Below are 16,278 nucleotides of genomic sequence, written 5' to 3' on the forward strand. Positions count from 1 at the left end.
TGATAGATAGCATGTAAAAATGCTAAAATTTTCAAAAGTACTAATATAGAAAGAGGAGGAGAATCGATTGAGAAAGATATGGGGGATTCTTTTTCTTTGCTTAACATTCATGTTAGTTGGATGTGGTAAAGAAGAAAAACCACAAGAAGCGTTTGATACATATGTAAAAGCGTGGAATAAACAAAAATTTGCTGATATGTATGATCAACTATCAAAAAATGCAAAAAAAGATATTTCAAAGAAAGAGTTTACTGAGAAATATGAAAAGATTTATTCTGGTATCGAAGTGAAAGACTTAAAGGTAGAAACAGGGGAAGTAAAAGAAGATAAAAAAGATGAAGGCCCTGTTCCTTTTAAAGTAAGCATGGATACAGTTGGTGGTAAAATTACATTTGGTCATGAAGCAAAAATGGTGAAAGAAAAAGATGGAGATAAAGAATCTTGGAAAATAGATTGGACTCCTGATTTTATTTTCCCAGGCATGACGAAAGATAGTAAAGTGCGTATGCAGACAACACAGCCAAAACGTGGTGAAATATACGATCGTAATGGAAAAGGTCTTGCAACGAATGGGAAAGCTTCTGAAATTGGAATAGTTCCAGAAAAATTAGACGATACTGCTCCGCAAACGAAAGAGACAGTAGCGAAGTTGTTAAATATGACTGTAGAAGAAATTGATCAAAAATTAGCTGCTAAATGGGTAAAACCAGGGTATCTCGTACCAATTGGAATTTTGCCCGAAGGGGCAACGCAAAATACGTATATTGATTTAGCAGGTGTTTCAACAAAACCTGTAAATGTTCGTACATATCCATTAGGGGAAGCGGCAGCTCATCTAACTGGTTATATCGGAAAGGTAAATGCTGAAGATTTAAAAACGCTTCAAAAGAAAGGCTATCAAGCTGATGATCCAGTTGGTAAAGCTGGTTTAGAGCAAGTATTAGAGGAAAAGCTACGCGGTAAAAAAGGTGGCCGTGTCTTTGTAGAAGATGCACAAGGAAAAGAAATTAAAAACTTGGCAAAAACAGATGCTGTTGATGGAGAAAACGTAACTTTAACTATTGATAGTGCTGTTCAAGAAAAAACGTACAATGAAATGAAGGGCGAAGCTGGTTCAAGTGCAGCAATTAATCCGAAAAGTGGAGAAACAATTGCACTAGTAAGTAGTCCAGCATATGATCCGAATTTAATTGCACGAGGAACATCGAAAGCACAACGCGAAGCTTGGAATAATGATCCGAAAAAGCCGATGACGAATCGCTTTACACAATTATCGGTACCAGGTTCTGTATTTAAACCAATTACAGCTGCAATTGGTCTTGAAACGAAAACGATCGATCCAAAAGAAGAGTTAAAAATTGAAGGATTAAAATGGACAAAAGATTCTTCTTGGGGTAATTATTATGTAACGCGTGTGAAAGATGCAAATCCGATTGATTTTGATAAGGCGATGAAATACTCGGATAATATTTACTTCGCACAAGAAGCATTGAAAATCGGAAAAGACAAGTTTATGAGTGAAGCGAAAAAATTCGGATTCGATGAAAAATTACCAATTGAATATGGATTCCCTGCTTCTAAAATTGCAAATGACGGTATTAAAAATGATATTCAAATGGCAGATACAGGATATGGACAAGGGCAAGTATTAATGACTCCTCTTCATTTAGCTTTAACGTATGCGCCAATTGTAAATGATGGAACGATTCCATCACCGTATATTATTAAAACAGATAAACAACCAAAAGCTTGGAAAGAAAATGTAATTTCTAAAGGAAATCAGGATATATTAAAAACTGCTATGACGAAAGTAATTAATGATCCGGATGGTACAGGGAAAATTGCTAAAATTGATGGAATGACTCTTGCTGGAAAAACAGGTACAGCGGAATTAAAAGTATCCAAAGAGGCCGAAGGAAAAGAACTAGGCTGGTTCGCTGCATTTGATTTAAATTCACCAGATATGGTCATTACAATGATGATTGAAGATGTAAAAGGTAGAGGTGGAAGTAACATTCCAGCTGAAAAAGTGAAACATGTTTTTCAAAAATAATATGTAATAAAAGGCTATCTCTATAAATTATAGAGATAGCCTTTTTGTATGAGGAGTCTTAATATCTGTATACTAAATTTTAAAGAAACAAAATAAATCATTAACTTACGAAAAAAAAGTAGCTATTTTTTATTGACATTGATTAAAACTTTTTGTATTATACTTACATAAGGTAAGTTATTAACTTTTAAAAAACAAATCTTGAATTAAAGATAAAGAGAAAAAGGGAGAGAATACAATGACAAAAGTACTATTTATCACAGCAAATCCAAATTCAGCAGAAGGTTCTTTCGGAATGGCAGTAGGGGAAGCTTTCATCGAGGCTTATAAAAACGAGCATCCACAAGACGAAGTTGTAACAATTGATCTATTCAATACTACTGTACCAGCAATCGATGCAGATGTATTTGCTGCTTGGGGGAAATTTGCAGCAGGTGAAGGCTTTGAAACTTTAACTGAAGTTCAACAACAAAAAGTAGCAGCAATGAACACAAACTTAGAAACATTTATGCATGCAGATCGTTATGTATTCGTAACTCCAATGTGGAACTTTAGCTATCCACCAGTAGTAAAAGCATACTTAGATAACGTAGCAATCGCAGGTAAAACATTCAAATATACTGAAAATGGTCCAGTTGGCTTATTAGAAGGTAAAAAAGCACTTCACATTCAAGCAACAGGTGGCGTATATTCTGAAGGAGCATACGCAGCTGTAGACTTCGGTCGCAATCACTTAAAAACTGTATTAGGATTTGTCGGAGTAAATGAAACTGAATATATTGCAGTTGAAGGTATGAATGCAAACCCTGAAAAAGCACAAGAAATTAAAGAAGCAGCAATTGCTAATGCTCGTGAATTAGCAAAACGTTTCTAATATAGAATGCCTTAAAAAGTCCAAACACTTGATGTTTGGACTTTTTTTCTTCTTTTTCCTTCGTTTGTCTAGTATAATGAAGGTCGGAATGATAATAGGTGGGGGTTCTGTATGATTCAAACGTTTTTTAAAATCTTTTATTTAATTTTAATCGTAATTGCGATTACACCGAGAATGTGGCGTCTTAAAAGACAAGTAAATACGATGGCGCCAAAAGAAAAAGATAATGCTGTGTACAAAACGACAAATTGGTTTGGTAAGAAAATGGTACGTGTAGCTGGAGGGACAGTAGAAGTTAAAGGGCTTGAAAATGTTCCGAAAGACAAGCCAGTACTAGTTGTAAGTAATCACCAAAGTAATATGGATATCCCTGTTTTACTAGGTTACTTAAATAAACCAATTGGATTCGTGTCAAAAGCAGAAATTAAAAAGTTCCCAGTTGTACCAACTTGGATGGAACTCATGAATTGTGTATTTATGGATCGTAGCGATCGTCGTCAATCTCTTAAAGCAATTAAAGATGGAATCGAGCTATTAAAGAATGGACATTCTATCGTAATTTTCCCAGAAGGGACAAGAAGTAAGGGTGGCGAAGTTGGAGAGTTTAAGGCTGGTAGTTTTCATCTTGCAGTAAAGTCAGGTGTAGCAATTTTACCTGTAACGTTAGATGGTACATATAAGATGTTTGAAGCGAATGGAAATCGTATGAAGCCAGCTCATGCAACAGTAACAATTTCTAAGCCGATTACACCTGAAGATTATGCGAATATGGATATTAAAGAATTAACGAAGCATACACAGGAAGTTATCGCATCACAATTACATAAGTAATAAAAAAGGTTTCAGCTTATAGTAAGCTGAAACCTTTTTTATTATGCTGTAGGTAAGACATAAAAGAGTACACAAAAGAACATCATCGCACTACCACCTAAAACGAACAGGTGCCATATGGCATGGTTGAAAGGTAGCTTTTCCCAAAGGAAGAATATAGCTCCGACAGAATATAAGATTCCGCCCGCTAAAAGTAGTGAAAAACCATGTCCAGTTAGATTTTCATAAAGTGGTTTAATGGCAACGATTATGAGCCAGCCCATAATGATGTAACATAAAGTTGATGCCTTTATAAAGCGACGTACAAAGAAAATTTTGAAGACGATACCTCCGATTGCAAGTGTCCATATAATAGCAAGTAACGTCCATCCTAATGGGCCACGAAGTGTAATAAGTAGAAAAGGAGTATACGTGCCAGCAATCAATAAGTAAATGGCTGAATGATCTAAAATAGTAAATATTTTTTCAACTTTAGGATGATGGATGCTGTGTAGCAATGTTGAAAACAAGTACAGTAAAAACATGCTTACACCATAAACAGTAAATGCAACTACAGCTGATGCGGTACCGTGCTTAGAAGCATGAATAATCAATATGATTAAGGCAGGGATGCTTAAAATGGCACCGATACCATGTGTAATTGCATTTGCAATTTCTTCTTTTACAAATTGGGTCATTCGTGTCATTTTTTCAGTCATAATGCAAATCCTTTCTACTATCATGAAATAATATGTCATTTCCCTTACCATATCATACACAAGGGCAATAGAAAATGAAATTTGTATAATTGATTATATTTTTGAATTTTTTTGACAAAAGGCAATGGATTTGTTGACGTTTTCAAACTTTTTTGACAAAATGAAATTATGTAATAGTAGGACAAGGAAACTACTAATAAAGGGGATGGGGAAATGTTTTCAAATATTGGCTTTCCAGGGTTAATTTTAATTTTAGTAGCAGTACTCATTTTATTTGGACCTAAAAAATTGCCGGAAATCGGGAAGGCTTTAGGGGAAACGTTAAAAGAGTTTAAAAAATCAACGAAAGAATTGACAGATGACGCATTTCAAGAAAAGGAAAAGAAAGAAAAAATGTAATGTATTTTCCTTGTAATGGATAAATAAAGTGTGGTGAACGAGTTGGAAGATCGGGAAATGAGCGTAGTAGAACATATTGTTGAGCTTCGAAAAAGAGTAATATATACGGTGTTATCCTTTGTACTATTTTTAATTATCGGATTTACTTTTACAAAGGATATTTATTTTTGGCTTGTAAAAGATTTACCAATGAAATTAACTGTTCTCGGTCCAAGTGATGTATTATGGATTTTTTTCTCGATTGCTACAGTATTTGCTATCGTTTGTACAATTCCTTTTGCTGCTATACAAATTTGGTTATTTGTAAAACCGGGTTTACATCCAAATGAACAAAAGATGACAATAATGTATATACCGGTATTGTCTATATTATTTATTGCAGGTTTATGTTTTGGATACTTTATTGTAATGCCATTTCTATTTCACTTTTTAACTACGATAGGTAATGAAATGTTTAATACGATGTTTACGACAGAAAAGTATTTTCATTTTGTACTTAATTTAACAGTTCCATTTGCTGTGATTTTTGAATTACCAGTCGTTGTAATGTTTTTAACTAGTATTGGAATACTTACGGCGGAATTTTTAATAAAAATAAGAAGATATGCTTACGTAGCACTGATTATCATTGCATCTTGTATATCACCGCCTGACTTTTTATCTCATAGTTTAGTTGCGGTGCCGCTTATTTGTATTTATGAAGTAAGTATTGCTTTATCAAAGGTTGTTAGTAAGAGGAAAAAGAAAAGAGAAGAAATGCAGTCGAAAAGTGCCTCGTTATAAAGGCACTTTTTTATTTATTGGTTATACTATAGCTATAAACGTATACAATATATAGAAGAAAAAAATTATAGAATCTCCAAAATTTAGACAAACTTTGCGCTTTTATAAGCTTATACTAAATGTATTAAACAATTGATGGATAATGAGATTCCCGTCTCGGAGATATTTAGGATGGGAAGATGGATTAGGTGGAGATGAATAGAGTATAAATCTTCTAGCCATAAGGACTACAGAAATCATATAAGTCTGATTTTACTCCGCTTTAAACAACGTGTTACAACGCAAAGTAGAGGAAGTTCAAAAATCCAATGAAAAAGAGGATTGATATTGTGATTACGAAAAGTTTTTATTTCACTCATTCAACAGGGGATTGTATTAAAATATTCGAAATCCCTGTCCTACAGGCGCAGCATCCATTATCGTTTCTAATTCAGTCTCGTCTTCAATTATTTATTGCAAAAATTCAAAAACAAAAACATCCAAGATTTTCATATTCTTTCCGTGAATATTTACAAAATTGTTTGAAGTGGAATGATTATTTAAATGTATATAAAACAAATACTCTTGAAAAAAATGCATGATATAGAGTAGAGACAGGGTTAGGAGCTCTGTCTTTTTCATTTTAGATATAAAAATATAATTAATTTGATGAAATTTCGTTCCAAATTGTTGAAAGCAATGGGAATACTAGTATAATAACAAGGAGAGCGTATTGGAAAGGGAAGAATATAATATGCAAAAAATTAAAATTGTAACAGATTCAACGGCAGATTTATCACAAGAAGTAATCGAGAAGTATGACATTCATGTTCTACCATTATCAATCTCTGTAAATGGACAAACATATTTAGATCGCGTTGATCTACAACCAGATGAATTTATTGAAGAAATGCTTAAATCAGAGGAATTACCAAAAACATCGCAACCAGCAATGGGTACATTTGTAGAAATGTATGACAAGTTAGGTGAAGATGGAAGTGAAGTACTTTCCATTCATATGACAAGTGGAATGAGTGGTACTGTAGCAACAGCAAATAGTGCTGCATCAATGACCGATACAAAAGTAACAGTTGTTGATTCTCAATTTATTACACATGCTTTAGCATATCAAGTAATTGAAGCTGCAAAAATGGCAAATGAAGGGCGCTCACTAGAAGAAATTTTAAAACGTGTAGATGAAGTAAGAAAGAATACTCGTTTATATGTAGTAGTAGATACATTAGAAAACTTAGTGAAGGGTGGACGTATCGGTAAAGGAAAAGCGTTTATCGGTTCGCTGCTTAATATAAAGCCAATTGCTAGTCTTGAAGACGGTGTTTATAATCCTGTAACGAAAGTTCGTAGCCAAGGCCAAATTGTAAAAACATTAGCTAAGTTATTTGAGCAAGATACAGCTGGAAAAGTTGTAAAGGCTGTTGCAATTCCGCATGCGAAAGCAATTCCTTTAGCTGAAAGTATGAAAGTGGCGGTTGAAAAAGTGAGTGGGTTTGCTCAATCAGAAATTTTCTATACAACGCCTATAATTAGTACTCATACAGGTCCGGGTGCAATCGGATTTATGTATTTAGCAGAGTAATAAAAAAGCTACTTGAAAATATATTTCAAGTAGCTTTTTTATGTAAATAGAAAGTAAGAAATAAGAAGAGCTATACAGGCACTACCGCTAATGATATAGCGAGTCTGTAAATATTCATTCATAGAAAACACCCTTTATCCCGCTATTTGCGGACAGTAAAACTCCCACCTCAAAATTTAGCTGGAGCAAAGAGGTTAGGTGGCGGGCTGTCCGTAAAAGCCCGATTGGTGAAGGTTAATAATCAGTGGGGATAAAGAAACTCCCACTGATTAAAGTTTCATTATAGGATTTTCTATATTATATGTTGGATATAGAAAATCAGTCGTTACGTTACACATGTAAAGTTTCAATTTTTTCGTTTATTTGCTTATCATTTGTTGCGTTACTATAAATAAAAGTTTGACCTAAAAAGAGTACATGCAGTTGTTCCCACGGTAACATGCGCAAATTCCAATTATTTCGAAGTCTAGTTATTGCTTCACGAGGTGTTTCATCGGCGAGTGCGAAAGCTCCGTAATGCATTGGTATAAAATGCGTAGCGCTTAAATCTAAATAAGCTTGCACGGCCTCTTCAGGTGAAACATGAGATACTTTCATAAACCATTCTGGTTCATAAGCGCCAATGGGCATAAGAGCAATATCAATTAAAAAGCGTTCACCAATTTCTTTGAAACCTTGGAAATAGCCACTGTCGCCACAAAAATATATGGTTTCCATAGTCGTTTCATTATCAATAATCCATCCCCCCCAGTGAGACGTATTCATATCAAATAAGAATCTTCTCGTCCAGTGCTGAGCAGGTACGAAGTGAAAAGAAACTTCGTTAATTATCGTACTTTCCCACCATTTATACTCTTCTACATGTTTAAATTTCTTACGAGTAAATAATTTTTTTAATCCGATAGGTACAAGGTATAGAACATCATCATTCAACTGACGAAGAGTTGAAAAATCTAAATGATCATAATGACCATGTGAAATAAGGACAATATCAATTTTAGGTAGTGCTTCTATAGAGAGTCCAGGTTCTGTAAGTCTTGGAACTAGCTTTAATTTATTGGCCCAAACTGGATCTGTTAATATATTAAGTCCATTCGTTTGGATAAGAAAAGTAGAATGCCCAATCCATGTGACAGTCGTTTTTTTTACATTACTTTGCAAAAATGCACTTTGTTTAACGGGTGATTGTTCTACTAAGAAAGAAAAATCTTTTTTGTTTTGCTTTCGTTCTTTACGCCAGCGTAAAAAAGAGCGAATTGATTTTTTTGTACTAACATTATCCATATTTTCATAGCGCTTTGCCATGAACATCACCTCATTTAAAATCGTTGTATTTGTATTGTACCGAAATGTTGTTAAGGAATACAGTGTAAAACATGGATTAATGTTTAAGGAATTGTTAAAAAATAGGGAAAGATATTTACAAAAGTAACAATAAAATTAGTTTTATCACTTCTATTTATAGAAATAATAGTAAAAAAATATATTTTGTCTAGTAATTCGCTTGAAATAAAGAAGTAACATACGTAAATTCGTACGATTTCGTGAACAAATGTAGTAAACAATTTTCTCGTAGTGTTAACTTTTGTTATTATAAACATAACCTATTTAAATTTAGGATAGAGAAAAGAGGTTTATAAATGAAGCGTTATCAAAAAATAATTGGTCTTATGGTTGTATTTTGTCTCTTTGTACTTGCTGGATGTAGTGGATCAGGTTCAAAGCTTCGTAAACCATTAAATTGGGATTTAGAAACTTTCCAATTTACAAATCAAGATGGAAAGCAATTTGGTACAAAAGATTTAAAAGGGAAAGTTTGGGTTGCAGATTTTATGTTCACAAATTGTCAAACAGTTTGTCCACCAATGACTGCAAATATGGCCAAGCTGCAAAAGATGGCAAAAGAAGAGAAGATAGACGTTCAGTTTGTTTCATTTAGTGTAGATCCAGACCTTGATAAACCAGAAAATCTGAAAGCTTTTATTCAAAAGTTTACAGAGGATACTAGTAACTGGAATTTATTAACGGGATATTCGTTAGAAGATATTACAAAGTTTTCAAAAGATAATTTCCAATCACTTGTAGATAAGCCGGAGAACGGTCAGGTCATGCATGGTACATCATTTTATTTAATTGATCAAAACGGAAAAGTAATGAAAAAGTATAGTGGCATTAGTAATACGCCATACGAAGACATTATACGTGATATGAAGCGATTAGTGGATTAAAAATAAGGGTGCAAAGCACCCTTATTTTTTTTGCATTAGTCTATGGATAAAATGTCATGTTGTTGGGGAAGTTTCGGCGCCCGAATTTCTAATACGCCGTTTTGATAAGAAGCTTTTGCTGCTTTTTTATTAATTGAATACGGCAACTTAATTAATCTTGATGCTTCTGAAATGGAACGTTCTCGGCGATAATAGTTATGGGATGTTTCTTCTTCTTCCTCTTCGAGTATCTCTTCTTTTACAGAAACTTTTAAGTATTCACTTTGTATTTCAATTTGGATTTGCTCTTTTTGTATACCTGGTAGTTCAGCTGTAACAACGAGTTCTTCACCAACTTCATATAAATCTACAGGGAATGTTAATAAACGGTTTCCTTTTTGGAAAAAATGATTTAAATCAGCGATTACATTGCGAAGAGGTGTTTGCTCGAAGAAATCATCAATTTGCTTTAAGTAATTACGAACCGGTGGGCGAGAAGAATCTTTTTTTTCTTCACTCATGGTATTCCCTCCTAGAAATCAATTTGCAATATCATATGACAAAAGCGGAGAAAGGTGAGTGCCTAGTTTTCATGTTTTCATAAAAAATTGTTAAAAATGTGAAATGGAGTGATTTTTTTATAGTTTTTGGTCGCCATATTCAGTTGATTATGCTAGTATAAATAGGGTTGATATAGTAGTATAGAAACAGAATGAAAACCGAAAGAGGGTAAGAAGTATGTGTGGTTTTGTAGGATGTTTATGTGAAAACCCTAGAGAGTTTTCAGAAACAGAAAAACATCAATTTGAAAATATGAACACGATGATTTTCCACCGTGGTCCAGATGACGAAGGATATTTTCGTGATGAACATGTACAATTTGGCTTCCGCCGTTTAAGTATCATTGACTTAGAGGCAGGACATCAGCCGCTAACTTATGAAAATGATCGATATGTAATTATTTTTAATGGTGAAATTTACAACTATGTAGAATTACGTGAAATGTTACTTGAAAAAGGTGCAACGTTTGCAACGCAATCTGATACAGAAGTTATCATTGCATTGTATGCACATATGAAAGAAAAATGTGTAGACTACCTTCGTGGTATGTTTGCATTTATGATTTGGGATCGTGAAGAGAAGAAACTTTTCGGTGCACGTGACCACTTCGGTATTAAACCTCTATACATCGCACAGCAAGGTGATACTACATTTTTCGCATCTGAGAAGAAAAGTATTATGCATGTGATGGAAGATAAAGGCGTTAATCCAACGTCACTACAACATTATTTTACGTACCAATATGGCCCAGAGCCAGAAACATTAACAATTGATGTTAATAAAATCGAGCCTGGTCATTATTTCGTAAAAGAAATCGGTAAAGAGATGGAAATCCATCGCTACTGGAAACCTTATTTCAATGCTTCAGGTGCAACGAAAGAGGAGCATATCCAAGCAATTCGTGATGTACTATATGATTCAGTAAAAGTGCATATGCGTAGTGATGTACCAGTAGGTTCATTCTTATCTGGTGGTATCGATTCATCTATCATCGCTTCTATCGCAAGAGAAATGAATCCAAATCTTTTAACATTCTCTGTTGGTTTTGAGCAACGTGGTTTCAGTGAAGTTGATGTTGCAAAAGAAACTGCTGAGAAATTAGGCGTTAAAAACCATAACGTATTCATTTCAGCGAAAGAATTTATGGATGAGTTTCCAAAAATCATTTGGCATATGGATGATCCTTTAGCTGATCCAGCAGCTGTACCATTGTACTTCGTTGCTAAAGAAGCACGTAAACATGTAACAGTTGTTCTTTCAGGTGAAGGCGCAGACGAGCTATTTGGTGGTTATAACATTTACCGTGAGCCAAACTCACTAAAAATGTTCTCTTACATTCCTAGCCCAGGTAAGAGCGTTCTAAAAGCATTGAGTGGTGCTCTTAAAGAAGGATTTAAAGGTAAGAGCTTCCTAGAGCGTGGATGTACACCGATTGAAGAGCGTTACTATGGAAATGCGAAAATCTTCCGTGAAGAAGAAAAAGCTGAATTAATGAAGTATTACAATGAAAGTGTTAACTATATGGATATCACGAAACCATTGTATAACGAGATTAAAGATTATGATGATGTAAGTAAAATGCAGTACATTGACATGTTCACATGGTTACGCGGTGACATTTTATTAAAAGCTGATAAAATGACAATGGCAAACTCATTAGAACTTCGTGTACCGTTCTTAGATAAAGAAGTATTCGATGTTGCATCTAAAATTCCAACTGAACTTAAGATTGCTAACGGAACTACGAAAGCTATTTTACGTGAAGCAGCACGCGGAATCGTTCCAGATCACGTATTAGATCGTAAAAAACTTGGATTCCCAGTACCAATTCGTCACTGGTTAAAAGACGAAATGCATGATTGGGCTATCAATATTATAAACGAGAGTAAAACAGAGCATTTAATCGACAAACAGTATGTATTAAACTTACTGGAAGCACATTGTGCAGATAAAGGCGATTATAGCCGTAAAATTTGGACTGTACTTGCGTTTATGGTATGGCACCAAATTTATGTTGAGCATAAATACGATACGAATAAGTTCCATGAAGAAACAAAACGTGCGTATAGCTTAGTGTAATTAGAAAAACCTTAAGATCGCATACGGTCTTAAGGTTTTTTTCATAAATAGGAAGTATTATTGATACAATAATAGTAAAAGGATGGACAACATATGATTTCGTTTGAGAAAGTTACTGTAGAAAATGAAAGCGTTGTTAAAGAAATGTTTAAATCGCATAGTTTAGGTGAGAAAAAGGTACAGTATTGTGTGAAAGTTGATGATACATATATTGGTGTAATAGATTATAGTGTTCAAGAGGAACGAGCTGTTTTATCACAGCTAATTATTCATTTTGATTACCAAGGTTATGGTTATGGTACAAATACGTATTTTACATTTGAAGAAATGATGAAACAAAGAAATGTGAAAGAAATAAAAGTGCTACAAGAGGAATTGACAGAAAAAGCGCATTCTTTCATAGAGAGTTTTGGCTTTACTTCAGAAGATGGAGCGTATGTGAAGAAAATATAACGATGATTATTTATGCGATACAATAAATATAAGGCAGGTGGATGTATGACAATGACTTCTGGTCTTGTATTAATTGGAGGGTGCTTTATAGTAGCAGAACTATGTCATATAATCATTCGGAAAAGAATGAGTAAGAAAAGAAAGCCGTATGAATTACAATACGTCCCTGTCTTTTTCATTATATTTTGTATGCTTAGTACATTACAAAATATAATGAACTTTCCACCACTTGTGAATGTTTTTTTAAAGTTCGGTTTACTTTATAGTGGTGTTGGAATAGTACTTTTATTTATTTTATTTTGCATACGTTATATTCACTATCAATCGTATATATTTATTTTAAATTGGTTAAAGCAAGATGATAGAAACCGCCTTACATAAGGCGGTTTTTTTATTTGTGATTGTAACAGAACTTGTACATTTCACATAAAATAGGACGAGTAGCAATGCTAACATATTACAAGAAAGGGGCGGGGTAGTAAAATGAAACTTGTTATAGACGCAGGGCACGGTGGATATGATTCTGGTGCTGTTGGTAATGGCTTAGTAGAAAAAAACTTAACGCTTCAAATTGCTAGACGCGTTCGAGATATTTTAACGGTAAATTACCCAATTACAATTAAAATGACACGTGATAGTGACGTGTTTATTTCCTTATCGGAACGTGCTAATATTGCTAATGCTTTTGGTGCGGATTATTTTATTTCATTTCATATTAATAGCGGTGGGGGTACAGGTTTTGAAAGCTATATTTATAATGCGTTATCCAACAGCAGCACTGCATATGCAAAGCAACAAAAGATGCATACAGCAGTAAATCCTGTATTAACAAAATACGGTCTTCGTGATCGAGGAGCAAAAAAAGAAAATTATGCGGTATTAAGAGAAACCGCAATGGATGCAATTTTAACTGAGACTGCCTTTATTGATACAACGTTTGATGCAAATTTATTAAAGAATTCACAATTTATTGAAGATCTAAGTCAAGCGTATGCAAATGGAATAGCGGCTATTTTTGGAGTAGCTCCAAATCCACAACCTCCTAACCCACAACCTCCTAACCCACAACCGACACCTCAAACGAAGGGAATCGCTTATATCCTTGGGAAAAATGTAAATTTAAGAAATGGTCCATCAACTTCTTCCTCAGTTATTCGTCAATTAACTTCTCCAGAATCTTACGTTATATATCAGGAAAGTAACGGATGGTTAGATTTGGGGAATGGACAATGGGTGTATAATGATCCTTCTTACATTAATTTTGTAAAGACAAGCAATAGTGATGGAAGTCCGATTGGGGTTGCATATATACAAGGGATGAATGTAAATTTAAGAAGTGGTCCATCAACTACATCTACAGTTATCCGTCAATTAAATCCTCCAGAATCTTATTTAGTATATATAAATGAAAATGGTTGGTTAAACCTTGGTGGAAATCAGTGGGTATATAATGATCCATCGTATATTAAGTATACTCAATATTAGGAATTAAAATGATAATGCAATATGGATGCGTATCTTTGTTATGTATAACTCAGATACGCATTGTAATAACAACATAAATTTTCATACTTATACACTATGTGTTAAAAAGAAACATTAGAAAAGCCAATAGAATCGAAATGGTATATATTAAAAAAGTTTTCTGATATACATTGACAATGTATGTAGTATACATTAATCTTTAATTGTTAATGATAATCGATTTCATCTAGGGAGGACATATGATACATACTAAAAAACTAATTATGTTCTGCATTATGATACTCATGGTTGTAATTGCAGGATGTAGTAAAGAAGAGAAAAAAGAAAATGATATATCAGCTAAAGCAAAAGATTCATATACGGTAAAGCATGCAATGGGCGAAACGACAGTAAATGGTACACCTAAAAAAGTTGTTGTTTTAACAAATGAAGGTGCAGAGGCTCTCCTAGCTGTGGGCGTAACGCCAGTGGGGACTACGAAACCACGTGCTGGTGATGAATGGTACCCTCATGTAGCGAAAGAGTTAAAAAATACGGAAGTTGTAGGAACTGAACGTGATATTAATTTAGAAGCAGTAATGAAGCTTAAGCCAGATTTAATTATCGGAAATAAAATGCGTCACGAAAAAATATATGATCAGCTAAAAGAAATCGCACCAACTGTTTATGCAGAAACATTACGCGGTGATTGGAAAGAAAACTTTACGCTTTATACAAAAGCTGTAAATAAAGAAAAAGAAGGGCAAAAAGCTCTTGATGATTATAAAAAACGTATTGAAGGAATGAAAGAGAAGTTAGGCGATAAATTGAATTCGAAAGTTTCTATTATTCGTTTCGTACCAGGTGATGTTCGTATTTATCAAAAAAACTCATTCTCGGGAGTTGTTTTAAATGATATTGGATTTAAACGACCACCATTACAAGATAAAGATGATTTTGCGATAAAAGGAATTACAAAAGAGCAAATTCCAAATATGGACGGAGACTACTTATTCTATTTCACGTCTGATAAAGATGCAGATAAGAATAATGAAGGAAATTCGTTAGCAAAGGAATGGACAGAAGATCCACTCTTTAAGCAACTACAGGCTTCTAAAAATAATAAAGTATTCCAAGTAGATGAAGTAATCTGGAATACAGCAGGCGGTATTAAAGCTGCGAACCTTATGTTAGATGATATTGAAAAATATTTCCTTAAATAAATGATAAAATACATCACTTTTACGAAGTGATGTATTTTTTGTTTGTTAAAATACAGAAAATTCCTTCTTCAAGGGTGACATAAGTTGTACAATAAAATCAATCATGTGATAAAGGAGTGGGGAAGAATGAAAGCTACTCATAAAGAGTGGATCTTGTTTAATGGGAGAATGATTAATACGAAGGAAGAACAGCCGATGGTCGCATTAGAAGAGCGCGGCTTCCAATTTGGTGATGGTATTTATGAAGTATTTAGACTATACGATGGCAAACCTCATTTATTAGATTTACATTTGGAACGATTCTTTAACTCTATGGCAGAAATAAAACTAATTCCACCATTTACGAAGGAAGAATTAGTGGAAGAGTTACATCAAATGATTGAAAAAAATCAATTTCAAGAAGATGGGAATGTATATTTACAAATATCAAGAGGCGCACAACCACGCAATCATGTATATGAATCAGATTTACAACCGACATATTTTGCAAATCTTGTTTCGTTCCCAAGACCAGTTGCTTCAATGAAGGCTGGGATTAAGGTAACGGTAGAAGAGGACATCAGGTGGAAGTTTTGCCATATAAAATCATTAAATCTTTTACCAAATATCATGATTAAAAATAAAATAAATGAACAAGGGTATCAAGAAGCAATATTAGTACGAGATGGCATTGTGACTGAAGGGTGTCATTCGAATTTCTTTATGGTGAAAAATAATAAATTGATTACACATCCGGCTGACAATTTCATTCTACAGGGCATTACGCGGCACTATGTTATTACATTAGCGAAAGAGTTACATATCGAAGTAGAGGAACGAGAGTTTTCATTACAAGAAGTATATGAGGCTGATGAGTGCTTCTTTACAGCGACGCCGCTTGAAATATTCCCAGTCGTTCAAATTGGTGATGAACAGTTTGGAAACGGCGAAAGAGGACCAATTACAAAGAAACTCCAAGTGGCATATGAAGAAAGTATTAGATTGTTTAAAGTTATGAACTAATATTGAAGAAAAAAGCTGGTATTCCTCCAGCTTTTTTTCATGATATAATTCAAGCGTAGGACAAGATTTGAAAAC

At 33.9% G+C, this 16,278-nt stretch carries 17 protein-coding genes; 14 read left to right on the top strand and 3 right to left on the bottom strand.

The window, feature by feature from the left end; genetic code table 11:
• Positions 1–67 precede the first annotated feature (67 nt).
• The 3 genes from pbpC to MHI26_RS11160 all read left to right on the top strand — a co-directional run bounded on the left by pbpC (position 68) and on the right by MHI26_RS11160 (position 3,758).
• A complete protein-coding gene (pbpC, locus tag MHI26_RS11150; RefSeq protein WP_001227237.1) occupies positions 68–2,053 on the top strand; it encodes a penicillin-binding protein 3 in 1,986 nt (661 codons plus the stop codon).
• A gap of 238 nt (positions 2,054–2,291) precedes the next feature.
• Complete coding sequence (locus tag MHI26_RS11155) at positions 2,292–2,927, top strand: FMN-dependent NADH-azoreductase (protein WP_061665975.1); 636 nt, start codon at positions 2,292–2,294, stop codon at positions 2,925–2,927.
• A 111-nt stretch (positions 2,928–3,038) separates the two neighbouring features.
• The gene (locus MHI26_RS11160; RefSeq protein ID WP_000616579.1) at positions 3,039–3,758 is read left to right on the top strand and encodes a lysophospholipid acyltransferase family protein; all 720 of its coding nucleotides are present in this window, start codon (positions 3,039–3,041) and stop codon (positions 3,756–3,758) included.
• A gap of 41 nt (positions 3,759–3,799) precedes the next feature.
• Here the strand turns inward: MHI26_RS11160 and trhA are convergent, their stop codons facing one another.
• Positions 3,800–4,456: a PAQR family membrane homeostasis protein TrhA gene (gene trhA / locus MHI26_RS11165; RefSeq protein WP_000136889.1), complete on the bottom strand. Its 657-nt coding sequence runs from the start codon at positions 4,454–4,456 to the stop codon at positions 3,800–3,802.
• 213 nt (positions 4,457–4,669) lie between these two features.
• Here trhA and MHI26_RS11170 point away from each other — a divergent pair, with 213 nt between their 5' ends.
• The 4 genes from MHI26_RS11170 to MHI26_RS11185 all read left to right on the top strand — a co-directional run bounded on the left by MHI26_RS11170 (position 4,670) and on the right by MHI26_RS11185 (position 7,214).
• Positions 4,670–4,855, top strand: a complete 186-nt coding sequence (locus tag MHI26_RS11170; protein WP_000492443.1) for a twin-arginine translocase TatA/TatE family subunit — start codon at positions 4,670–4,672, stop codon at positions 4,853–4,855.
• 57 nt (positions 4,856–4,912) lie between these two features.
• Positions 4,913–5,638: a twin-arginine translocase subunit TatC gene (gene tatC, locus MHI26_RS11175; protein WP_000117643.1), complete on the top strand. Its 726-nt coding sequence runs from the start codon at positions 4,913–4,915 to the stop codon at positions 5,636–5,638.
• Between the two features lie 329 nt (positions 5,639–5,967).
• Positions 5,968–6,219, top strand: coding sequence for a DUF2535 family protein (locus MHI26_RS11180; RefSeq protein WP_000629012.1), 252 nt, complete (start codon positions 5,968–5,970; stop codon positions 6,217–6,219).
• A 152-nt stretch (positions 6,220–6,371) separates the two neighbouring features.
• The gene (locus MHI26_RS11185) at positions 6,372–7,214 is read left to right on the top strand and encodes a DegV family protein (RefSeq protein WP_042973291.1); all 843 of its coding nucleotides are present in this window, start codon (positions 6,372–6,374) and stop codon (positions 7,212–7,214) included.
• 330 nt (positions 7,215–7,544) lie between these two features.
• Here MHI26_RS11185 and MHI26_RS11190 read toward each other — a convergent pair whose 3' ends face one another.
• Positions 7,545–8,519, bottom strand: coding sequence for an MBL fold metallo-hydrolase (locus MHI26_RS11190; RefSeq protein WP_001129638.1), 975 nt, complete (start codon positions 8,517–8,519; stop codon positions 7,545–7,547).
• A 335-nt stretch (positions 8,520–8,854) separates the two neighbouring features.
• On the opposite strand from MHI26_RS11190, the gene MHI26_RS11195 reads away from it, so the two are divergent.
• Complete coding sequence (locus MHI26_RS11195) at positions 8,855–9,442, top strand: SCO family protein (RefSeq protein ID WP_000833341.1); 588 nt, start codon at positions 8,855–8,857, stop codon at positions 9,440–9,442.
• A gap of 35 nt (positions 9,443–9,477) precedes the next feature.
• Here the strand turns inward: MHI26_RS11195 and MHI26_RS11200 are convergent, their stop codons facing one another.
• The gene (locus MHI26_RS11200; protein ID WP_001288084.1) at positions 9,478–9,942 is read right to left on the bottom strand and encodes an Hsp20/alpha crystallin family protein; all 465 of its coding nucleotides are present in this window, start codon (positions 9,940–9,942) and stop codon (positions 9,478–9,480) included.
• Positions 9,943–10,159: 217 nt separating this feature from the next.
• Between MHI26_RS11200 and asnB the strand changes: the two genes are divergently transcribed.
• From asnB to dat, 6 genes are all read left to right on the top strand, one after another.
• Complete coding sequence (gene asnB, locus MHI26_RS11205) at positions 10,160–12,061, top strand: asparagine synthase (glutamine-hydrolyzing) (RefSeq protein ID WP_000333814.1); 1,902 nt, start codon at positions 10,160–10,162, stop codon at positions 12,059–12,061.
• A 93-nt stretch (positions 12,062–12,154) separates the two neighbouring features.
• Positions 12,155–12,514: a GNAT family N-acetyltransferase gene (locus tag MHI26_RS11210; RefSeq protein WP_000622687.1), complete on the top strand. Its 360-nt coding sequence runs from the start codon at positions 12,155–12,157 to the stop codon at positions 12,512–12,514.
• A 51-nt stretch (positions 12,515–12,565) separates the two neighbouring features.
• Positions 12,566–12,895, top strand: coding sequence for a hypothetical protein (locus MHI26_RS11215; RefSeq protein ID WP_000200463.1), 330 nt, complete (start codon positions 12,566–12,568; stop codon positions 12,893–12,895).
• A gap of 102 nt (positions 12,896–12,997) precedes the next feature.
• Positions 12,998–13,999, top strand: a complete 1,002-nt coding sequence (locus MHI26_RS11220) for an N-acetylmuramoyl-L-alanine amidase (RefSeq protein WP_061665976.1) — start codon at positions 12,998–13,000, stop codon at positions 13,997–13,999.
• A gap of 239 nt (positions 14,000–14,238) precedes the next feature.
• Positions 14,239–15,201: an ABC transporter substrate-binding protein gene (locus MHI26_RS11225; RefSeq protein WP_000581983.1), complete on the top strand. Its 963-nt coding sequence runs from the start codon at positions 14,239–14,241 to the stop codon at positions 15,199–15,201.
• Positions 15,202–15,327: 126 nt separating this feature from the next.
• Positions 15,328–16,203: a D-amino-acid transaminase gene (gene dat / locus MHI26_RS11230; protein WP_000648395.1), complete on the top strand. Its 876-nt coding sequence runs from the start codon at positions 15,328–15,330 to the stop codon at positions 16,201–16,203.
• Positions 16,204–16,278 lie beyond the last annotated feature (75 nt).

Origin of the sequence: Bacillus sp. FSL K6-1218 (assembly GCF_038006445.1) — a bacterium.
Classification (GTDB): Bacteria; Bacillota; Bacilli; order Bacillales; family Bacillaceae_G; genus Bacillus_A; species Bacillus_A thuringiensis_S.

What these genes read in the sequence shown, in the direction of transcription:
- MHI26_RS11155 (WP_061665975.1), top strand. Translation starts at nt 2,292, where the DNA reads ATGACAAAAGTACTATTTATCACAGCAAATCCAAATTCAGCAGAAGGT.
- MHI26_RS11160 (WP_000616579.1), top strand. Translation starts at nt 3,039, where the DNA reads ATGATTCAAACGTTTTTTAAAATCTTTTATTTAATTTTAATCGTAATT.
- trhA (WP_000136889.1), bottom strand. Translation starts at nt 4,456, where the DNA reads ATGACTGAAAAAATGACACGAATGACCCAATTTGTAAAAGAAGAAATT.
- MHI26_RS11170 (WP_000492443.1), top strand. Translation starts at nt 4,670, where the DNA reads ATGTTTTCAAATATTGGCTTTCCAGGGTTAATTTTAATTTTAGTAGCA.
- tatC (WP_000117643.1), top strand. Translation starts at nt 4,913, where the DNA reads ATGAGCGTAGTAGAACATATTGTTGAGCTTCGAAAAAGAGTAATATAT.
- MHI26_RS11185 (WP_042973291.1), top strand. Translation starts at nt 6,372, where the DNA reads ATGCAAAAAATTAAAATTGTAACAGATTCAACGGCAGATTTATCACAA.
- MHI26_RS11190 (WP_001129638.1), bottom strand. Translation starts at nt 8,519, where the DNA reads ATGGCAAAGCGCTATGAAAATATGGATAATGTTAGTACAAAAAAATCA.
- MHI26_RS11195 (WP_000833341.1), top strand. Translation starts at nt 8,855, where the DNA reads ATGAAGCGTTATCAAAAAATAATTGGTCTTATGGTTGTATTTTGTCTC.
- MHI26_RS11200 (WP_001288084.1), bottom strand. Translation starts at nt 9,942, where the DNA reads ATGAGTGAAGAAAAAAAAGATTCTTCTCGCCCACCGGTTCGTAATTAC.
- asnB (WP_000333814.1), top strand. Translation starts at nt 10,160, where the DNA reads ATGTGTGGTTTTGTAGGATGTTTATGTGAAAACCCTAGAGAGTTTTCA.
- MHI26_RS11210 (WP_000622687.1), top strand. Translation starts at nt 12,155, where the DNA reads ATGATTTCGTTTGAGAAAGTTACTGTAGAAAATGAAAGCGTTGTTAAA.
- MHI26_RS11215 (WP_000200463.1), top strand. Translation starts at nt 12,566, where the DNA reads ATGACTTCTGGTCTTGTATTAATTGGAGGGTGCTTTATAGTAGCAGAA.
- MHI26_RS11220 (WP_061665976.1), top strand. Translation starts at nt 12,998, where the DNA reads ATGAAACTTGTTATAGACGCAGGGCACGGTGGATATGATTCTGGTGCT.
- MHI26_RS11225 (WP_000581983.1), top strand. Translation starts at nt 14,239, where the DNA reads ATGATACATACTAAAAAACTAATTATGTTCTGCATTATGATACTCATG.
- dat (WP_000648395.1), top strand. Translation starts at nt 15,328, where the DNA reads ATGAAAGCTACTCATAAAGAGTGGATCTTGTTTAATGGGAGAATGATT.